This window comes from Taylorella equigenitalis ATCC 35865, from assembly GCF_000276685.1.
Taxonomy (GTDB): Bacteria; Pseudomonadota; Gammaproteobacteria; order Burkholderiales; family Burkholderiaceae_B; genus Taylorella; species Taylorella equigenitalis.
Map to the genome: position 1 here is coordinate 522,977 of NC_018108.1, position 15,815 is coordinate 538,791.

General features: G+C 37.7%; 15 protein-coding genes. 12 read left to right on the forward strand and 3 right to left on the reverse strand.

Features of this window, described 5'->3' with window-relative positions:
• The first annotated feature begins 57 nt into the window (after positions 1 to 57).
• From pncB to accD, 3 genes are read left to right on the forward strand one after another with little or no spacing between them, the layout of a single operon-like run.
• Positions 58 to 1,302: a nicotinate phosphoribosyltransferase gene (gene pncB / locus KUI_RS02400; protein WP_013522244.1), complete on the forward strand. Its 1,245-nt coding sequence runs from the start codon at positions 58 to 60 to the stop codon at positions 1,300 to 1,302.
• A 6-nt stretch (positions 1,303 to 1,308) separates the two neighbouring features.
• A complete protein-coding gene (locus tag KUI_RS02405) occupies positions 1,309 to 3,570 on the forward strand; it encodes a RelA/SpoT family protein (protein WP_013522245.1) in 2,262 nt (753 codons plus the stop codon).
• A 42-nt stretch (positions 3,571 to 3,612) separates the two neighbouring features.
• A complete protein-coding gene (accD, locus tag KUI_RS02410; RefSeq protein ID WP_013522246.1) occupies positions 3,613 to 4,488 on the forward strand; it encodes an acetyl-CoA carboxylase, carboxyltransferase subunit beta in 876 nt (291 codons plus the stop codon).
• A 67-nt stretch (positions 4,489 to 4,555) separates the two neighbouring features.
• Here accD and KUI_RS02415 read toward each other — a convergent pair whose 3' ends face one another.
• On the reverse strand, positions 4,556 to 7,456 hold the full coding sequence (locus tag KUI_RS02415; RefSeq protein ID WP_406848862.1) for an Rne/Rng family ribonuclease: 2,901 nt from the start codon (positions 7,454 to 7,456) through the stop codon (positions 4,556 to 4,558).
• A 408-nt stretch (positions 7,457 to 7,864) separates the two neighbouring features.
• Here KUI_RS02415 and KUI_RS02420 point away from each other — a divergent pair, with 408 nt between their 5' ends.
• Both KUI_RS02420 and KUI_RS02425 read left to right on the forward strand, forming a co-directional pair.
• Entirely contained in the window at positions 7,865 to 8,797 is a 933-nt protein-coding gene (locus KUI_RS02420; RefSeq protein ID WP_013522249.1) for an RluA family pseudouridine synthase, read from the forward strand.
• Complete coding sequence (locus KUI_RS02425) at positions 8,794 to 9,459, forward strand: HAD-IA family hydrolase (protein WP_014840225.1); 666 nt, start codon at positions 8,794 to 8,796, stop codon at positions 9,457 to 9,459. The genes KUI_RS02420 and KUI_RS02425 overlap by 4 nt, the downstream gene beginning before the upstream one ends.
• Here the strand turns inward: KUI_RS02425 and KUI_RS02430 are convergent.
• Both KUI_RS02430 and KUI_RS02435 read right to left on the reverse strand, forming a co-directional pair.
• Positions 9,456 to 10,166, reverse strand: a complete 711-nt coding sequence (locus KUI_RS02430; RefSeq protein ID WP_013522251.1) for an SAM-dependent methyltransferase — start codon at positions 10,164 to 10,166, stop codon at positions 9,456 to 9,458. The genes KUI_RS02425 and KUI_RS02430 overlap by 4 nt on opposite strands.
• Positions 10,163 to 10,753, reverse strand: a complete 591-nt coding sequence (locus KUI_RS02435; RefSeq protein ID WP_013522252.1) for a Maf family protein — start codon at positions 10,751 to 10,753, stop codon at positions 10,163 to 10,165. Before KUI_RS02435 ends, KUI_RS02430 begins: the two co-directional genes overlap by 4 nt.
• Positions 10,754 to 10,980: 227 nt before the next feature.
• Here KUI_RS02435 and KUI_RS02440 point away from each other — a divergent pair, with 227 nt between their 5' ends.
• From KUI_RS02440 to acpP, 7 genes are all read left to right on the forward strand, one after another.
• Positions 10,981 to 11,484, forward strand: a complete 504-nt coding sequence (locus tag KUI_RS02440; protein ID WP_014840226.1) for a YceD family protein — start codon at positions 10,981 to 10,983, stop codon at positions 11,482 to 11,484.
• A 15-nt stretch (positions 11,485 to 11,499) separates the two neighbouring features.
• Positions 11,500 to 11,682, forward strand: a complete 183-nt coding sequence (gene rpmF, locus KUI_RS02445) for a 50S ribosomal protein L32 (protein ID WP_013522254.1) — start codon at positions 11,500 to 11,502, stop codon at positions 11,680 to 11,682.
• Between the two features lie 17 nt (positions 11,683 to 11,699).
• Complete coding sequence (gene plsX / locus KUI_RS02450) at positions 11,700 to 12,737, forward strand: phosphate acyltransferase PlsX (RefSeq protein WP_014840227.1); 1,038 nt, start codon at positions 11,700 to 11,702, stop codon at positions 12,735 to 12,737.
• Positions 12,738 to 12,766: 29 nt separating this feature from the next.
• Entirely contained in the window at positions 12,767 to 13,741 is a 975-nt protein-coding gene (locus KUI_RS02455) for a beta-ketoacyl-ACP synthase III (RefSeq protein ID WP_013522256.1), read from the forward strand.
• 9 nt (positions 13,742 to 13,750) lie between these two features.
• A complete protein-coding gene (gene fabD, locus KUI_RS02460; protein WP_013522257.1) occupies positions 13,751 to 14,686 on the forward strand; it encodes an ACP S-malonyltransferase in 936 nt (311 codons plus the stop codon).
• 9 nt (positions 14,687 to 14,695) lie between these two features.
• Positions 14,696 to 15,436, forward strand: a complete 741-nt coding sequence (fabG, locus tag KUI_RS02465) for a 3-oxoacyl-ACP reductase FabG (RefSeq protein ID WP_013522258.1) — start codon at positions 14,696 to 14,698, stop codon at positions 15,434 to 15,436.
• 93 nt (positions 15,437 to 15,529) lie between these two features.
• Complete coding sequence (gene acpP, locus KUI_RS02470; RefSeq protein ID WP_013522259.1) at positions 15,530 to 15,766, forward strand: acyl carrier protein; 237 nt, start codon at positions 15,530 to 15,532, stop codon at positions 15,764 to 15,766.
• Positions 15,767 to 15,815 lie beyond the last annotated feature (49 nt).

Here is a 15,815-nt window from a genome sequence, read left to right on the forward strand (position 1 = left end):
TCTAGAAAGTCTTTTTCTCTTATAAGGTTAATTAACTCACTCATCTTTGGGGTTGCCATGATTATTAAGTCCCTTCTCGATACAGATTTATATAAATTTAGCATGATGCAGGCTGTGCTACATCAGTTCCCAAGTGCTCAGGCGGAGTATCATTTTAAATGCAGAACTGAAGGTGTAGACCTTAAACCACTTATACCAAAAATACAGGAGCAAGTTGACTATTTATGTTCGCTTACATTTACCGAAGATGAGCTTCAGTATATGGGTGCACTTAGATTTATAACTTCAGATTTTATAGAGTTTTTAGGTCTTTTCCATTTACCTAGAAATCGTATACATATACAGGTTTCAGATGATGATAATGGGGGTATACAAATCATTGCCAAAGGGTCATGGCTTCATACAATTCTTTTTGAAGTGCCTGTTTTATCTATAGTTAATGAATTGTATTTCAGAGAAAATTATCCAGATTTAGATAAAACTGAGGGACGAAAACGTTTGCAAGCAAAAATTGATCAGGTTCTTACGGCAACAGAACTACCTGATTTTAAATTTGCTGATTATGGTAGCAGACGCCGTTTTTCAGCTGAATGGCATGATGAAGTTGTTAAGACTCTTTTAGAAAAACTACCTAAGCAGTTTGTAGGTACTAGTAATGTCTATCTTGCCAAAAAATATAATACAAAACCCCTAGGTACTATGGCTCATGAATTCTTGCAAGCATGCCAGGCATTAGGTCCTAGACTCAGAGATTCTCAAGTTTTTGCCCTTGAGATGTGGGCTAAAGAATATCGAGGAGATTTAGGTATTGCTCTATCCGATGTTTACGGTTTGAATGCGTTTTTGCGTGATTTTGATATGTATTTCTGCAAGCTATTCGATGGAGCTCGTCATGATTCGGGAGATCCTTATGAGTGGGGTGAACGTTTAATAGAGCACTACAAGAAAAATAGAGTTGATCCACGCACAAAAACGCTTGTATTTTCCGATGGACTGACTTTTGATCTTGCTCTTAATATTGCCAGAAGGTTTGTAGGAAGAGTAAAGACCTCATTTGGTATCGGTACAAATTTAACAAACGATATGGGTGTTAAACCTCTTCAAATCGTTATGAAGATGGTTAGATGCAATGGGCAACCTGTAGTTAAAGTTAGTGATGAGCCTAGTAAAACTATGAGTGTGGATCCTGAGTATTTAAATTATTTAAGGTATGTATTTGATCTTCCACGTGACCAAGAAATCGAGGCAAATGATCATATCTTAAAAAGTAAAGTTTCTACCAAATTTGAGATTAAGGATTAAATCTAGATGAAACATCCCATAATTGGTGGTGATGATTTTTTTGATGAACCATGGCAGAAAACAGTTCTTGAGGATTTATCTGATTCTGAGAGGGATTTTCTAAATGAAGTTTTTACTTTCGTAACGCCATACTTAAAGGATCGTAATCTCAGAAGCCAAGAAGGATGTCTTCGTCACGCAAAAGGTATGTTGGGGATTTTATCCCTATTGCAACTTGATGTTCATACACTAGCTGCCTCAGTATTGGTAGTTGCAGCTCCAGACTCAAATCAAGCATCTGAACAAGCCAAATTTAAGACCAAAATTATGGATAAATTTGGTGAGGAGATTTTTGATTTAGTTGAAGGGGCTCAAACCCTTAAGAGGGTTGGACAGGTTGTTAATCAAGCCAGCTTGCCTACGGCACAGCAAGAGCAGTACCAGCAAGAGCTCTTACGCAAGATGTTATTGGCCATGGCTACTGATTTGCGAATTGTTTTAATAAGATTAGCTTCGCGTTTGCAGACACTGAGGTGGTTTGTTGATTCTAAGCTTGAATGTCCCGTTGAGTTTTTACAGCAAAATAGAAATATTTATGCACCACTAGCAAATCGCCTAGGGATTTGGCAAATCAAATGGGAGTTAGAAGATTTATCTTTCCGCTTTGAAAACCCACAGGAGTACAGAGACATTGCCAACAAACTTGAGGCAACTAGGGCCGAAAGAGAGCAACTTATTAAAGATTTTATTGAACGTATCCAAATCTCATTAGATTCCCAGGGGATACGGGCAGAGGTGTCAGGTCGGGCAAAGCATATTTTTAGCATCTATAACAAGATGAAAAATAAGTCTTTGAAATTCGAAGATCTTTACGATTTGCTAGCTATTCGAGTTATAGTTCAAACGGAGCGTGATTGCTATACGACCTTATCGTTCGTTCATTCTAACTATCATCCAGTTATGGAGCAGTTTGATGATTATATTGCCAGACCTAAGCCTAATGGGTATAGATCCCTGCACACTGTTGTAAGAGATTCTAACGGTGCGGTATTTGAGGTACAAATTAGAACTCAGAAGATGCATGAATTTGCTGAATATGGGATGGCAGCACACTGGCGTTATAAGGAAGCAGGATCAAAAGGTGGAGCAGTTAGTGCTTCAAGTCTTTATGACCGTCAAATTTCGTGGATGCGTCAGCTTTTGGCGTGGCGCAAGGAAGTTGGAATAGAGGAGGCGACAGCGAAACTGCCTCCTCCAAAAGATGACAAAACAAAAGAGGTTGCGGAAAACAGAATTTATGTTATGACTCCGCAGTCTAAGTTGCTTGAACTTCCAGAGGGAAGTACACCAGTTGATTTTGCTTATTTGTTGCATACTGATTTAGGGCATAGATGTCGCGGTGCTAAAGTTGATGGTCAATTGGTTTCTCTGAATACACAATTAAAGACTGGACAGACAGTAGAGATCATAGCTGCTAAATCAGGTGGTCCCTCTAGAGATTGGTTAAATCCAGAACTAGGATATCTTAAAAGTCCCAGAGCAAGGGCTAAAGTAAGGTTATGGTTTAATGCTATAGCATTGCAACAAAAAACAAACAACGGACAGGTCCTAGTAGAAAAAGAACTTCAAAGACTAGGAAAGACCTCTGTTAATCTTGATACACTTGCTCAAAGCTTAGGATTCTCACGTCCAGATGACTTGTTTTTAGCTGTTGGCAAAGATGAATTTAGCGTTAAAGCCATAGCTCAAGCGTTCGAAGTTAGTTCTGATTCAAAAGATTCTGTTGAGGATGAGGTCGAATCGGTTACAAAAAAATCTCGAAGTAATAGTACAGAAGTTACTGGTAAAAGTGGAGTTCTAGTTGTAGGCGTTGATTCTTTGATGACTCAGTTAGCTAGATGTTGCCATCCTGCACCTCCAGATGCAATAAGTGGTTATGTAACGCGAGGTAGAGGTGTAACGATACATAGAAGCAGTTGTACTGCATTTGAAAATTTAAAAGTTAAGCATCCTGAAAGGGTAATTGATGTTAGTTGGGGAGATACTGATAATTCTGTTTATCCCGTTGATATTCTTGTGCATGCTTTGGATAGAACGGGTCTAATAAGGGATATTTCAGACGTTTTAGCTAAGCAAAAGGTGAACGTAACAGCAGTTAATTCTAGAAATAGAGAGTCTTATGCCTATATTACCCTTACACTTGAAATTATGTCAGGCGATCAATTATCCAAAGCTTTAACAAATTTAACTAATAATGTTCAGGGTGTTCTATCAGCTAAGAGAATTTAAAATAAGTTAAAATCTTGGATTACCTAGTTAATAGGAATAAAAATGAGTTGGTTAGAAAAAATATTGCCACCGAGAATTAATACTTCAGAGTCGACTGCAAAGCGTGTTCCTGAGGGTGTTTGGGTCAAGTGTCCAGCATGCAACACCACACTATATAGGGACGATTTAGTTCGTAACCTTAATGTTTGCCCAAATTGTGATCATCACCTCAGATTGTCAGCTCAAGAGCGTATTGATTCACTACTTGATCACGATAATCGAGTTCTCATAGGTGATTCAGTTAGGTCTACGGACCCTCTTAAATTCAAAGATAGTAAAAAATACACTGACCGATTAACTGATGCCCTTAAAAAATCAGATGCAACGGATGCAATCGTTGTTATGAAAGGTACTTTAGCTTCTGTTCCTGTAGTTGTTGCTGCTTTTGATTTCGGGTTTATGGGCGGTTCTATGGGGTCTGCAGTTGGAGAGCGTTTTGTGAGAGGAGTGAATGCCGCTCTAGCAGATAGGATTCCATTTATTTGTGTATCTGCTTCTGGTGGAGCACGCATGCAGGAAAGTTTGTTCTCTCTTATGCAGATGGCTAAAACTAATGCATCACTTACTCTTTTATCAAAAGAGAAAATTCCTTTTATAAGTGTATTAACTGATCCTACTATGGGTGGTGTTTCGGCTAGTTTTGCATTTATGGGTGATGTTGTTATAGCTGAACCTAATGCCCTAATTGGCTTTGCTGGTCCACGCGTTATAGAGCAAACAGTTAGAGAACAGTTGCCCGAAGGGTTCCAAAGGGCTGAATTTCTTCAGGAAAAAGGTGCGGTTGATATGGTGATTAATCGCAAGGACCTTAAACAAAAAATTGCATACATTTTGGCTTTACTTACTAAGCAATCCTTTGAAGTTGTTGAAAGACTTTAAATTAATGGATAGTTTTAAATGCACAGTACAAAAAGGTCAGCTTATATTAAGCTGACCTTATTTTTAACTAATTAATAATTTTAGTTTCTACCTGCTCTAGGGGTTCGTTTGAAAGTGGCACTAGAGGCTTGCGTTCGCGACCTAGTTTAACGTCAACTTTAGGTATTTCAACGATTTTAGATGGATCAGTTTCAATCCAAGTCATGCCAATGCTTTCGCAGACACTAAGCAACTCCTCTTTATTAAAAACAAATTTTTGAATTACTTCTTTTTTGGTAATTCTAAATTTATTTTCTGCATGTTCAGTTTGCTCTGATTTTTCTATGGATTTAGGACTCCTATCAGACTTGGAATTTTCCAATTTTCGTGAAATCTTTGAGTCATCAGCTTCAACGTTATCCTTACCTACGCTTTCCGCATCAGAACGATCCATAGCAGATTGTCTACCATCAGAACGATCCATAGCAGATTGCCTACCATCAGAACGATCCATAGCAGATTGTTTGTGCTCAGCAGGTCTTCTACCCTGACTGCGAGGAAGAGGTTTTGGAGCAACTTCTGCTCCAATAGACTGAGGATCAAAATCCGCAATGGTTTCACTTACAGATGGTGCCTCAATATTTTGTCTAACTTTATCGTCTTGAGGTACATCCTCAGAGACAACTCCAGATGGAACACCCTTATTACTAAGTGGTTCTGCAATTGCATTTGGAGTAGCATGAGACAATTCTAAAGATTTTGAATTCTCTTTAATCGATTCAGAGGCCAATATATCTTGCTGCTCAAGCAAAACTTCATTTGGTACAAATGCCTGATTGTTATTATTTTTATTTCGACTACGACCCCGTCTATTTCTGTGACGTTTTGGTTGGTCTGAATCGCTTTCTACAATTTCTGTAGGTTCAGCCGATGGTTGGGTTAATGGGGCTGTTTCGGTCGCAGGCACTACTTCTACCGGTTTGTCGGATTTAGATTTTCCCTTACGACGTCTGTTTTGGGGTTTTTTCTCTAGGGTGGCAATGTCCTCTTGCACCACTTCAGTAAATCCAGAAATACTATTCTCTTCAGATTTCGCTTTACGTGGTTTATTTCTAAGTCGTTCAGAGTCGGATTTAGTTTTTGAAGCAGAAGGACTTGCCTTTAATTCAATTTCATCATTGTTAGATGATTTTTTATGATTCTGACTTTTATGGGTTTTGCTTGAATGAGGTTTTCGACAGCTTTTACTAGCGGGGGTTTTGACTTTGGGAGTTTGCGTAATTTCAGGAGTTTGATCTTTACGTGCAAACCCAAAGAATGACAAGATTTTTTGCCAGAAAGTAAGTTCTGTCGAGTTGGTTTCCTTAGTTTTAGGAGAAGGGGTTGGGGCAGGTGTTTGTCTGCGTATCCCTTTAACAACAGCCTCAGGAGCTTTAGGTTGATCTTTTTTCTCCTGCCATGATGGAATTTCTTCAATAGAATCGTCGGTCAATTTGTAGCTCACTGGAAGTTCATCCATACGAGATTCATCATGACGAATACGTTCAATATTGTAATGAGGAGTTTCTAAATTTTTACTTGGAATCAAATAAATACGTATTTGATTCTTGGCCTCCATCTTGACTATATCTTGACGTTTTTCATTTAGAAGATAAGTTGCAACGTCAACAGGTACCTGAGCATTAACAACGGCTGTATTTTCCTTAAGTGCTTCTTCTTGTAAAAGCCTAAGTACATTAAGTGCACTAGATTCAATATCACGAATAGCCCCAGTACCATTACATCGTGGACAAATTATGTGCGACCCTTCATTTAAGGATGGTCTAAGTCTTTGACGTGAAAGTTCCATAAGCCCAAATTTGGAAATCTTACCCATCTGAACTCTAGCTCTATCAAATTGAATTGCCTCTTTTAATTTAGATTCAACTGCTTTTTGATTTTTACTGTCTTCCATGTCGATAAAATCGATCACTATAAGACCACCTAAATCGCGTAATCTTAGTTGGCGAGCAACTTCCTCTGCGGCCTCAATATTCGTACGCATGGCAGTCTCTTCGATATCACCACCTCTAGTAGAACGGGCAGAGTTTACATCAACTGCAACTAAAGCCTCTGTGTGGTCGATAACAATAGAACCTCCAGACGGTAAATGTACGTGCCTCGAATACGCAGTCTCAATTTGGTGCTCAACTTGAAATCTTGAAAACAAAGGAACCGCATGACGATATCGCTTTATTTTGGCAACATTATCCGGCATCACATCCTGCATAAATGCATTTACTTGATCATAGATTTCATCTGTATCAATCAAAATTTCTGTAATGTCATGAGAAAAATAGTCTCTGAGAGCCCTGATTACTAGAGATGATTCTTGATAAATAAGGATTGGAGCACTGTAGTGGTTAGCTGCATCTTCTATAGCTTTCCATAGTTGCATTAAATAAGTTAAATCCCAATTAAGCTCTTCAGTGGTTCTACCGATACCTGCTGTACGTGCAATTAGGCTCATACCTTCTGGAAGTTCTAAATGAGACATAGCCTCGCGTAGTTCCTGTCTCTCCTCCCAGTCAATACGCCTAGATATGCCACCGCCTTTTGGGTTATTTGGCATTAAAACTAAATAACGTCCAGCCAAAGAAATGTATGTTGTAAGAGCAGCCCCTTTGTTACCGCGCTCCTCTTTTTCAACTTGAATTATTAATTCCTGTCCTACTTCAAGGGCTTCAGAAATACGAGAATGGTCAGTACCTGATTTGTGATAATTACGGGATACCTCTTTAAATGGTAGAAATCCATGCCTCTCCTGTCCATAATCGACAAAGCATGCTTCAAGTGAAGGTTCGATGCGAGTAATTACACCTTTGTAAATATTACCTTTTCTCTGTTCGCGACCAGACGTCTCAATGTCAATGTCAAGTAGCTTTTGACCATCGACAATAGCAACACGGAGCTCTTCCTGATGTGTTGCATTAAATAACATTCTTTTCATAAAAATACTCAAAAAAAACTAATACTTAGGTTTAAGTATTAACCTAGCTCGAGATGATGGAATGTGTATAGGGTGGCAATATAGCAGTTCAATACGACTAACTACTGTAAATTAATAGGAAGAAACTCAATAACTATCAACAAAAAATTTACAGACTACAATCTGCAAACAAAAATTCTATACAATTCTTAAAGCATACCTTGGGTAGACAAATAAAACTACCGCATACATACAGCTTGCTACAACAATATCGATAAAAGACCAACCTAAAATTGCAATATAGAAAATTTTTATTATTGTTATTAATTCTATAAGCATAATTGGGCAAATCTATAGGCGTACAGATTGTAGCATTAATACAATGATTTAGCTACAATTAGAAACGATTTAACCCTAAGCCCTGTATCTATGACCATTTCCCTACCTTCAGTTAAATATGTCCAAGTGGATGATTCATCTGATGGTCAACGTATAGACAACTTTCTTATTAAGTTTTCAAAAGGAGTGCCCAAAAGCCATATTTATAAAGCTATCCGCTCTGGTCAGGTTAGAGTTAATAAAGGCAGAGTTAATTCTGAATGCCGAATTCATACAGGGGATGAAATAAGAATTCCTCCCTTTCGATTACCTCAGGAGCAACCTAAAAGTTTCATACCTACTAGAAACTTTGATATTATTTTTGAGGATGACTACTTCTTAATCATAAATAAGCCTGCTGGTGTTGCTGTTCATGGTGGAAGCGGAGTCTCTTATGGGGTAATCGAACAGATAAGGACTAGCAGACCAGATAGTAAATTTCTAGAATTAGTACATAGACTGGATAAGGAAACGTCCGGTCTCTTAATCATTGCCAAAAAAAGAAGTGCTTTAGTTGCTCTTCAGGATATGATTAGGCAGTCCAAATTACATAAAAGCTATTATGCACTTATAAAAGGAAATTGGCCTGAAAAATTAAAGGATATAAAGTTGCCACTATATAAGTATCTAACCCCACAAGGAGAGAGAAGGGTAAAGGTTGATGCCGAAAATGGAAAATATGCACATTCTAAAGTAAGAAAAGTAGAAAAAGTAGGAGAATTTGAACTTTTAAGTGTGCAGATATTGACAGGTCGGACGCATCAAATTCGTGTACATTTAAGATCAAGTGGATTTCCGATTGTGGGAGATGAAAAATATGGGGACGACGCATTGACACTACATGTTAAAAAACTTGGTTTTAATAGGATGTTTTTACATGCGTATATATTATCCTTTGTTCATCCTATTACTGAGAAGAGACTAGAATTTAAAATCGACCTTCCAGACGATTGCAAATCACTTTTAAAAAAACTTAATATATGAAATATTCCTTGGTGATATTTGATTGGGATGGAACGCTTATGGACTCCACTCATAATATTGTTCTTGCGATTCAAAAAACATGTGCAGATTTAAATTTGCCTATACCAACTAGCAATCAGGCTAGCTGGGTTATAGGTTTGTCCATTAAAGAAGCCGCAAGAAAAGTAGTACCTGATATAACCCCAGCACAAGCACAAGATTTTGCTCAGAGGTATTCATATCATTATTTGACACAAGGCTCAGATATAAAACTTTTTACTGGAATTCCCGAATTATTGCAAAGTCTTAAAGAGAGAGGGGTTTTGACAGCAGTAGCTACTGGGAAAAGTAGGATAGGTTTAGACAGGGCACTAAAACAATTTGGACTAGAACATAATTTTGATACCACTAGGACGGCCGATCAAACAGCAGGAAAACCTAATCCTTTGATGTTAGAAGAAATTCTAGATGAATTAATGGTGCGACCAGAGCAAGCAATTATGATAGGAGATACCTCGCATGACCTTTTGATGGCACGTAATGCAGGAATACATTCAATTGGGGTTGCATATGGAGCTCATAACCGTAAAGAACTAGATGATCTAAGACCTAATCACGTAGTTGACTCAGTGTCCGAGTTAACTCGATTGCTTTCAATTTACACACAAAAGCATAGTTACTAAGCCAAAAACAAAAATATAGTTGGAACCTTTTTAAATTGTGGTGGTTGTGATTTTCTCCACTCCAATATGGTTTTTGTAATTATCTGCTGGTTGTCAGTATGAAGTCCTATAGCTAAACAAAGATGCGTGTCTGGGTTCAGTACGTCTAGTAAAGTTGAAAATACAGCCTCGTTCCTATATGGAGTTTCAATAAAAATTTGGGTTTGGGATAGTTTTTTTGAAGTGCTTTCCCAATTCTTAAAAGCTTGTTTTTTTGTGGCAATATCTATAGGTGCATACCCATGAAAAGTAAATCTTTGCCCATCTAGCCCACTACCCATCAAACCTAACAAAATGGATGACGGTCCTGTCCAGGGTATGACGTCAAGTCCGCTTTTATGTGCATATGCAACTACTTTTGCTCCTGGATCAGCAACTGCTGGACAGCCAGCTTCTGAAACTAGTCCAATAATTCCATTGTTGCATTCAGTAGAAAACCAATTCTTAAAATCCTTTTCGTTGCTCTCATCGGTAAGTGTAAAAATTTTGATTTCTTGTATAGGTTTTTCAGGTTCAATAAGTTTTAGAAAAGCTCTGGCTGTTTTAGCATTTTCCGCTATGAACAAATCTATATTTTTAACTATTTTTATGGCTTCTGAGGGCAACCAGAAATTTATATTTAAATTCCCTAGTCCAACAGGTATTAGGTGTAGAGATTTAACAGTCATACTACTTGAGGCTTAAAGCCAAGTTCTCTAAGAAATTGACTAGTTCTGATTAGTGGAAGTCCTATAATAGCTGTAGGGTCATCACTAGTTATAGATTCCATAAGTGAAATTCCTAGACCCTCAGCCTTTGCACTTCCGGCTGTGTCGAATGCAGGTTCTATACTAAGATAATTTTCGATTTCCTCTATAGATAGGTCACGAAAAATACATCTTGTGAGAATGGTATCCCTCATAATCCCATCCTTATGTAGTATGCATAAAGACGTATAAAAATCCACCTGTTGACCGCTTAGCTCTTTAAGTTGTAATTTTGCCTTATCAAGTGAACCTGCCTTTCCCATCACTTTGTTATTAAAAGTAGCTACTTGATCCGAACCTATTACAACAGAATCTTTATATTGATCGAACACAACTTGAGCTTTTTCCTTAGCTAATCTAATTGAAAGGGCTACTGGAGTTTCAGAGGCAAGTTTTGTCTCATCAATGTTTGGTGAAATACACTCAAATGGTATGTGTAGGCGCCCTAGTAAATCTTTTCTATATCTAGAAGAGGAGGCTAATATTAATTGTGGCAATGTTGATGTCATGTATTTATTGACTTAAAGATTTAAAAATTTTAAAATAATCGATTACTTTAAAATAGTTTAATTTTTTAGTTTTTATAGCTTATTTTACTATATGGTTAGCTATGTGAGCTACATATAAATCTTTAGTAAATTTAAGATTAGGACTTATTTAAAACCAATTTATACTTTTTTTATATTAGATATTAGATTTAAGTCTAATTTTCTAATGGTCTAAGGGTGATTTTGCTATGGATTTTTATGATTTAATCAGAAATCAAAAAACCATTAGTGACACATTTTCAATTACCAAACTTAATCGTGTTCTAGAGGATTATCCTCTTCAGGACCCAAGTTCGCTAGTTGAATGGGCTGTATCAGGCGTAAATCAACCCCACGGTCCTAAACTTATCAAACTAACTATAAAAGCTAATCCTAAATTAATTTGTCAGCGTTGTAATTCGTATTTTGTATATCCTTTGGATATAGATACTACTCTTGAGGTAGTTTCAAACTTAAAGGATTTAGAGGAAGATGTAGATTCCTCGGGGGAGATTGCGGATTCTGAACATGATAAAATATTGACCTCTCAAGCACAAGATATGGTCTCTTTTATTGAAGATGAAATTCTTCTTAATATTCCATATATTCCTAAGCATGAGGAGTGTCCTGAAGAATTAATTCCTCATCCTAAGTTTCAGGAGGAAGTTAAGGAATCACCTTTTGCTATTTTAAAGAAGCTTAAGAATAATTAACTTTTGGAGTCTTACATGGCTGTTCAACAAAATAAGAAAACACCTTCTAAAAGAGGTATGCACCGTTCGCATGATTACTTAACTAATCCTCCTACAGCGGTTGATCCTACATCTGGTGAAGTTCATTTACGTCATCACATCAGCCCTAATGGTATGTATCGTGGTCGTAAAGTTCTAAAAACTAAAAACGACGAGTAATTCCTTAAATTTTTGCAGTGATTAGGATTGCTATCGACTGTATGGGCGGAGATAATGGCATCTCCGTTACAGTCCCCGCAGCAGTGAGATTTGCACAGCGCATAGCCGATGTGCAATTTTTGTTGGTGGGTAATGAAGCTCGTATACTTAAAGCTTTAAATCACAGTAAGCCTAGAGATATCAACCAATTTGAAATTATCCCCTGTGACGAAGTTGTAACAGGGGAAGATGCTGTTGAAGCAGCCTTAAGACATAAAAAGGGTTCCACAATGCATGTTGCCATTAATTTAGTTAATGAGCAAAAAGCAGATGCTTGTGTATCCGCAGGTAATACTGGGGCTCTTATGGCTATTTCTCGCCTTATACTTAAAACTCTTGATGGCATTAAAAGGCCTGCAATTTCTTCTGCGATACCAAATGTAGCTGGTGGTGGTACATATGTTCTTGACCTAGGGGCAAACGTAGATTGCACACCACAACATCTTCAGCAGTTTGCTATCATGGGTACAGCACTTGTGCAAGCTATAGAAGAAATTGAAAACCCTACTTTAGGTCTATTAAATATAGGTCACGAAACCAATAAGGGTAACGAAGTCGTTCGTAAAACCTTTACACTTCTTCAAGAGTCTGGACTTAACTTTATAGGAAATGTTGAGGGAGACGACATCTTTAAAGGCAAATGCAATGTAATTGTCTGTGATGGTTTTGTGGGTAACGTGATGCTTAAAACCTCAGAGGGGTTGGCTAAGATGATTAGCCATAAATTAAAAAAACGTTTTCTCCATTCATTTTTTACAAAGCTTATAGCTTTTATTGCAAAACCAGTACTTTCTAAATTTAAAGAAGAAGTAGATAATCGCAGGTACAACGGAGCCGTATTTCTAGGTTTAAGGGGCGTAGTTGTAAAAAGTCATGGTTCTGCTGATTCTTTGGCATTTAGACATGCTATCTTTAAGGCTTATTCAGCTATCAAATTTGATATCCTTAACAAAATTAGTGTCAGAGTTGGTGAGCTTCAAGCTTCTGAAGTTCATTCAAATTCTGAACAAGCGTAATTGCAATCAGGTTTTGGAGATATAAACTAATGGTTTATTCAAAAATTCTTGGTTCTGGAAGTGCATTGCCAGAACTTAAAGTATCTAACGACGATTTAGCAAAAAAACTTGCTCAAAAAGGCATCGAAACTTCTGATGAATGGATTAATTCTCGTACTGGCATATCTCAAAGATATATCGCTTCCGATTCAGAAACCACGTCGACCTTAGCTACAAAAGCAGCTAAGCTTGCTATGGAAAATGCTGGAGTAACTGCAGATGACATCGATTTAATTGTACTTGGTACATCAACTCCTGATCACATTTTCCCTAGTACTGCCTGCCTAATTCAAGCTAATTTAGGCGTCGAAAATGGGGCGGCTTTTGATGTTCAAGCTGTTTGTAGTGGATTTCTTTATGCATTAACAGTAGCAGATAAATTCATTAAATCAAATGCTTCAAAGATGGCATTAGTTATCGGTGCTGATACTCTTACGAAAATTCTTGATTGGAATGATAGAAGAACTTGCGTGCTATTTGGCGACGGAGCAGGAGCTGTCGTATTAGGAGCTTCGGAGGAAGCGGGGATTATTGCCACACAAATTAATTCTATGGGTTCTTTAAATGGAATTTTAAACACCCCTGGTAATATCCGTCATGGGCAAATTGTGGGAGATCCATTTTTACGAATGGATGGTCAGGCTGTGTTCAAGCAGGCAGTCACTAAACTTGAAAAATCTGCACTTGAAGTATGTGAAATGGCTGGAATCTCCACTTCAGAAATCGATTGGTTTATACCTCATCAGGCAAATGCAAGAATTATCTCTAGTCTAGCTCGTAAATTGGATCTACCTGAAGAGCGTGTAATAATGACTGTTTCAGAACATGCAAATACTTCCGCAGCTAGTGTGCCATTGGCCCTTGATTATGCTTTTAAAAATGGTTTGATTAAGAGTGGTCACTTAGCTATGCTACAAGGTGTGGGTGGTGGATTTACGTGGGGTTCCGCATTAGTTAGGTTTTAAAGGATTATTATGAAAATTGCTATTGTATTTCCAGGTCAAGGGTCTCAGACAATTGGTATGCTTGATTCTTGGGTGGATAGTCCTGTAGTTCAAAATGTTTTAAAAAAGGCCACAGAGGCATTAGGGCAGGATATTGCCACCCTAATTCATGAAGGCCCTGAGCATGATCTAAATCTCACGACAAACACTCAACCTGTTATGCTGGCTTCATCTTATGCTTTATATAAAGCCTATGAGGAAGCTGGATTACCTCAGGCTTCAGTTATGGCTGGTCATAGTTTAGGAGAATATACTGCTTTGACGGCATCAGGGGTTTTTCAACTTGAAGATGTGGTCAAAATTGTTAGAGTTAGGGCAAATTCTATGCAAGATGTTGTGCCTGTGGGTTCTGGTGGTATGGCTGCTATTATCGGTCTTTCAGATGAAAAAGTAATTGAGACTTGTAGAAGGGTTTCGGAGCAATCTGGGGAAGTTGTTGAAGCAGTTAATTTTAATGCTCCTTCTCAAGTTGTTATTGCTGGACACAAAGCGGCCGTTGTAACAGCCTGTGAAGTATGTAAGCAAGAGGGTGCAAAAAGAGCACTTGTCTTGCCAGTATCGGCTCCATTTCATTCTTCTTTATTGGAGCCTGCTGCCAGGGTTTTAGAATCTGAGTTAAGTAAGTATGAACTTCAAAAACCTGTAATTCCTGTGATTAACAACGTTGATGTTGAAATTAAGGATTCACCAGAAGAAATTGTAGATGCCCTCGTAAGACAGGCATGGCATCCAGTTCGTTGGGTTGAAACCATGCAAAAACTTAGTGATTTAGGTATTACACACGTAATTGAGTGTGGTCCTGGAAAAGTACTTTCTAACTTGGCTAAAAGAATATTGCCAGAAATTGAAGTTTTAACTATTAACAATCCTTGCGATTTAGAAAATTTAAAAAGTGTTTTATCTTAAGGTGCTTAAATGAATAATGAATTAAAAGACAAAATTGCACTTGTTACAGGGGCTAGCCGAGGTATCGGTGAGGCTATAGCATTAGAGCTTGCTGCTAGAGGTGCGAAAGTTATAGGTACAGCAACTAGTGAGAGTGGTGCTCAAAAAATTTCTGAAAATCTCTCGCAGTTTGGCGGTGAAGGTAAGGTGCTTAATGTTACCGAAGCAAAAGCTTGCGATGACTTGATTAAAGAAATTGTTGAAATGGGTGGACCTCATATTTTAGTTAATAATGCGGGTATTACTAGAGATAATTTAATTATGCGCATGAAAGACGAAGAATGGGATGAGATTATTCAAACTAATTTAACAGCAGTCTTTAGACTTTCTCGAGCAGTTGTGCGTCCTATGATGAAAGCTAGGGAAGGACGTATTATTAATATTACTTCCGTAGTAGGTATGACGGGAAATATTGGTCAAGCTAACTATGCAGCTGCTAAAGCGGGTGTGGCTGGTATGACTCGTGCGTTAGCTAGAGAATTAGGTAGTCGTAATATTACCGTTAATTGTGTAGCACCAGGTTTCATCGATACAGCTATGACTAAAGCATTAGGAGAGGAGGCTGCTCAGAAGTTGATTACTCAAATTCCTCTTGGAAGATTAGGTTCAGTAAAAGATATTGCATACGCAGTGGCTTTTTTAGCAAGTCCAAATGCTGGATATATAACAGGTGAAACAATCAATGTGAATGGTGGTATGTTTATTGGGTAAATTATTTTAAATTCACCCAAATTTTCATATAATACCCTTTGATTTTGTAAAATTAACTAATATTTATTTGGGACATCCCCCTTGGAGATTTAAATGAGCATCGAACAACGTGTTAAAAAAATCGTTGCAAAGCAACTAGGTTTAAACGAAGACGAAATTAAAAACGAGTCTTCTTTTCTTGATGATCTAGGTGCTGACTCACTTGATATGGTTGAGTTAGTTATGGCTTTCGAAGATGAATTCGAAAACACTATCACTGATGAGCAAGCTGAAACTATCACTACAGTTCAGAACGCTATCGACTTTATCGAAAAAAATTCTAAACAGTAATATCTGTTGGGCGGATTAGTTCTAACAAATTGAGCGTCTCTTAATTTGT

Coding starts and splice junctions, on each gene's coding strand:
- pncB (WP_013522244.1), top strand. CDS start 58: ATGATTATTAAGTCCCTTCTCGATACAGATTTATATAAATTTAGCATG.
- KUI_RS02405 (WP_013522245.1), top strand. CDS start 1,309: ATGAAACATCCCATAATTGGTGGTGATGATTTTTTTGATGAACCATGG.
- accD (WP_013522246.1), top strand. CDS start 3,613: ATGAGTTGGTTAGAAAAAATATTGCCACCGAGAATTAATACTTCAGAG.
- KUI_RS02415 (WP_406848862.1), bottom strand. CDS start 7,456: ATGAAAAGAATGTTATTTAATGCAACACATCAGGAAGAGCTCCGTGTT.
- KUI_RS02420 (WP_013522249.1), top strand. CDS start 7,865: ATGACCATTTCCCTACCTTCAGTTAAATATGTCCAAGTGGATGATTCA.
- KUI_RS02425 (WP_014840225.1), top strand. CDS start 8,794: ATGAAATATTCCTTGGTGATATTTGATTGGGATGGAACGCTTATGGAC.
- KUI_RS02430 (WP_013522251.1), bottom strand. CDS start 10,166: ATGACTGTTAAATCTCTACACCTAATACCTGTTGGACTAGGGAATTTA.
- KUI_RS02435 (WP_013522252.1), bottom strand. CDS start 10,753: ATGACATCAACATTGCCACAATTAATATTAGCCTCCTCTTCTAGATAT.
- KUI_RS02440 (WP_014840226.1), top strand. CDS start 10,981: ATGGATTTTTATGATTTAATCAGAAATCAAAAAACCATTAGTGACACA.
- rpmF (WP_013522254.1), top strand. CDS start 11,500: ATGGCTGTTCAACAAAATAAGAAAACACCTTCTAAAAGAGGTATGCAC.
- KUI_RS02455 (WP_013522256.1), top strand. CDS start 12,767: ATGGTTTATTCAAAAATTCTTGGTTCTGGAAGTGCATTGCCAGAACTT.
- fabD (WP_013522257.1), top strand. CDS start 13,751: ATGAAAATTGCTATTGTATTTCCAGGTCAAGGGTCTCAGACAATTGGT.
- fabG (WP_013522258.1), top strand. CDS start 14,696: ATGAATAATGAATTAAAAGACAAAATTGCACTTGTTACAGGGGCTAGC.
- acpP (WP_013522259.1), top strand. CDS start 15,530: ATGAGCATCGAACAACGTGTTAAAAAAATCGTTGCAAAGCAACTAGGT.